The sequence below is a fragment of the Trichocoleus sp. FACHB-591 genome, assembly GCF_014695845.1.
In the GTDB taxonomy this organism is placed as follows: domain Bacteria; phylum Cyanobacteriota; class Cyanobacteriia; order FACHB-46; family FACHB-46; genus Trichocoleus.
Genome location: NZ_JACJPA010000036.1, coordinates 1 through 3,378, shown reverse-complemented (window position 1 = coordinate 3,378; position 3,378 = coordinate 1). Strand labels below are relative to the sequence as shown.

Below are 3,378 nucleotides of genomic sequence, written 5' to 3'. Positions count from 1 at the left end.
TTGCCTACGAAAGTGGTAGAACTATCTATCAAATCAAGCACGGGATGCTCTCTGAGTATCTCAAGGAGCAACTCAAGCATCCGTCCGTTCAAATGACTTTTGCGTAAGTTCTGGATTATTCAAAATCACTAGGTTGGGATCAGTGTAGAAATCTTCCCCAGCATCCTGTTTGGCATTATTGTTGAGGTCAAAGAAAGGTTGAATGAGTAATCCCCCTTGAGTCCGCAGATAATCGGCATGGCGATCGCTCGGTCGAATTCCCCGCTGGAAGTTGAGACCAGATACCAGTTCTAAACCAAACTTAGATTCATCTGATGTGACCGACACCCCTTGATACCGTGCCCGTAATAGCATGCCTGGAAAAATGGTGGTGCCCACGGAAGCAATAGGGCCTGACCCTTGAGAACCCATGCCATAGCCAAGCTGGATATCCCATAGAGGCGTATTATCCACCGATCGCTGCTTAGAACGATAGTGCCAAGCCAAGCTCAGCAAATTCTCGTTGCTGTCCTGGTGGAAGGTATCGTAACCTAAGACCAAAGATTGCCCAGTAGTAAAGTTACTGTCACGGGTGAGAAAGTAGGTGAGGCTTGACTGTGAGCCTACTTCATTACCCGCAGAACTCAGCTCCAGCTGGCCGAGATGTTGTAACAAGTTCCATCGCAAATGGCTTTTGGTGTCGAAGGTAATACGCCCAAAAGTGTAGGAGTTCTTGCCGCTAAAGTTGAACTGTACCCCAGCCGCTGTTGCATCTCGGCTGTCTGTACTACCCAATAAGGCTAGTCCAGGGGCAACTCGCCAGTAGGTGTTAAATCGAGTGGAGAAGCGATCGCTGGTCAATCTAGCGCTGAAGTTTTGGGAAGGGTCATAGCTGATATCAGCATTGATGTCCCAATCGGTGTCCCCCGAACCTGTTAAGGCTGAAACAGCAACTTTTAGAGGAAAGTTTTCAGGCTGAAAAAAGATCTCCCCCAATCCTCGCAAAGACTGGTCATAAACCATCCCTGCGCCCACCGTCAAACTGTTGGAAACCCCCCAGCGCTGAGCAACACCTCCTCGAAAATCCGTCAGATTGGAGAAGTTGCTCAGTAGTCCTGTCTCTGCTGAATTAGTCAGGTTACGGCGAACCCCGCCAGAGGCAACCGAGACAGATGCCCCTGCTGGAAGTTGCCCTGCCACACTGGAGAAAACAGCATTGCGAATCTCAGGTTGGGCTGCTAATTGGCCTTTAGGGTAGAGCAAAACTCGATAGAAACCACCCAATGCTTGATTGTCAAGTTTAATGTTCTCGAAACGGTAGATGCCAGAAGAATCGACTAATGTCTCTGCAATCGGGCGATCGCTAAATCCTGGTACCAATCGCACTAACGTCCCTGGCTCCGCTTTGCCAGATACGGTGCGTCCCACTTGAGCTGCCTGCAGGCGGTGGCGAGGATCGTTTTCTCCATAGAGATCTACAGGTGGAGTAAAGCCCTGCCGCTGAATCCAGGTAAAGCCTAAGTAGTCATTGGCGCTAAAGTTCAGCCAAAAAGGTGGCTGGGTTCCCAAAATATAGTCAGCTTGATTAGTTTGTCGCTGGTAGCGGGCCTCAGCAATTCTCCAACTGTTAGCGCTGAACAATTCAGGCTGATCGGCTCGGACAAACCAGCTTCCACCCAGAATGGTACCAACCGCTGTGACGTCCCCTACGTAGTTAGTACCCGTGGAGGATGTACTGCTGGCACTCAGGCGTTGCTCAATTGCTGCCAAGGAAAACTTAGGAGCCTTAATCTCCGCTAATCCGCTCAGTTGCACTGGAGCTGCTTGTATCGGGCTATTAGCACTTGGTTGATCGAGCCAAGGAGCTTGTAACTGAATCGCGTACTCGTTGATATCGAATGTGACATCAAGGCCAAACAGCGATCGCAGCTCTTGTACAGAAAAAACTAGCCCTAGTCCTGGGTCATTGTGTAATTGGGTTGGGTTTAGGCGCACCGCAAAGGTGGGCAATCGCAACTCAATTTGGTTATCTGACAATACTTTGGTACTGAGCTTCAACGCTTGCACCACAGCGTCATAGGGAAGCAACCACTGCTCGAAATCAATCGCTTGAGTGCCATCTTCGTGACCGCGAACTAAAACGCCTGCATTCGCATTCCGCCGCTCAATATTGATGCCTACAGGAAATGTTGTGAATCCTGCTGGCACTTGCGGAATGGGAGAGAGCGAAGTAGGAATAGTAGCTTCAGGAGTTGGTGTCAGTGAGGGCGTTGGAGTAGCTTCAGGTGAGGTGCTTGATAGAGAAGGTAGGGCGATCGCCTCCGACTCCTCAACGTTAGGAGCTTTGCTTGGATTGGAAGCGATGTCATTGGAAGCATCAACAAGAGTATCTATTTCAGCAATATCGACATTAGAAAGAGTTGTTATGTTTTCTGGCCTACCTAGCTGAACGTCTGAGCCTGTCCAAGCAGTTGAGCTATCCCGATCAATGGACAGAGGTAGTCCTAGTTCTTGAGCTTGCGATCGCTGGTTTCTCTTCGGCAACAGATTGGTGATGGTTTCAGAGCTTTCAGGAGCTAGTGTCTCTGGTGCGTTGGGTGTAGGCAGTTGAATAGTTTTAGTTTCTGCTGATGCCTTAAAGGAAGTGACTGGCAAAACAGCATCAGCTTGATTTTGGGGTACTGTACGAACAATTGCTGGGGGCGCAGGTGGGGGAATGAAAGGAGACATGGAAACTCACGCAAGCAAAGTAGACAGCCTGAAGCTACTGCCCAAAGGAATTGGGTAGCTGTTGATTGTGAAGAACGGCTAACCGTTAACTAAATGGGCTATTAAGGATTAGCAGCAGTTGATGGCGCAGGAATGATTAAAGTAGCTTTAAACGGAAGAGTATGATTGTCTTCATCTTCACCCCAGCTCAACTGGCCCGTAAGCTGATAGCTACCAGGAGAGAGGGACAATTGCTCTTTGGTGGCATCGAGCAGCCGAAAATTGCGATCGCTCTGAGCCACCACAGCACTTGGTGGTAGTTCTCCGGTTTTGATCGTTTTATCTCCCTGTTTTAGGGACCAGGTAATGCCAGGCTGAACAGAGGCATCTCCGCTATTTCGCACAAGCAATCGAACTTGATTTTGGGTAGCATCAAACTTAGCGCTATCAACCGCCAAGTTAGGAGACACCTTACCTTTGCGGACGTAAACGGTGGTGCCAACGCGTGTTACTAGACCAACTTTACGACCATTAATAAACCTTATCGGAAATTAGGACTTAGAATTATACCGTGCATCTGGAATGAGGTCGGTAGATGAAAATGACATATGCGGAACTACGAACCAAACCGCAGACCTTGTGTAGTTTAACCGGGCTCACCCCCAAAGAGTTTGAGGCTTTGTTAGAGAG

General features: G+C 49.0%; 2 protein-coding genes. Both read right to left on the bottom strand.

Annotated features, from left to right (window positions below):
• Nucleotides 1-72 precede the first annotated feature (72 nt).
• Nucleotides 73-2,709: a carboxypeptidase regulatory-like domain-containing protein gene (locus H6F90_RS05925; RefSeq protein ID WP_190551090.1), complete on the bottom strand. Its 2,637-nt coding sequence runs from the start codon at nt 2,707-2,709 to the stop codon at nt 73-75.
• Nucleotides 2,710-2,810: 101 nt separating this feature from the next.
• Complete coding sequence (locus tag H6F90_RS05920) at nt 2,811-3,158, bottom strand: hypothetical protein (RefSeq protein WP_190551088.1); 348 nt, start codon at nt 3,156-3,158, stop codon at nt 2,811-2,813.
• Nucleotides 3,159-3,378: the final 220 nt, after the last annotated feature.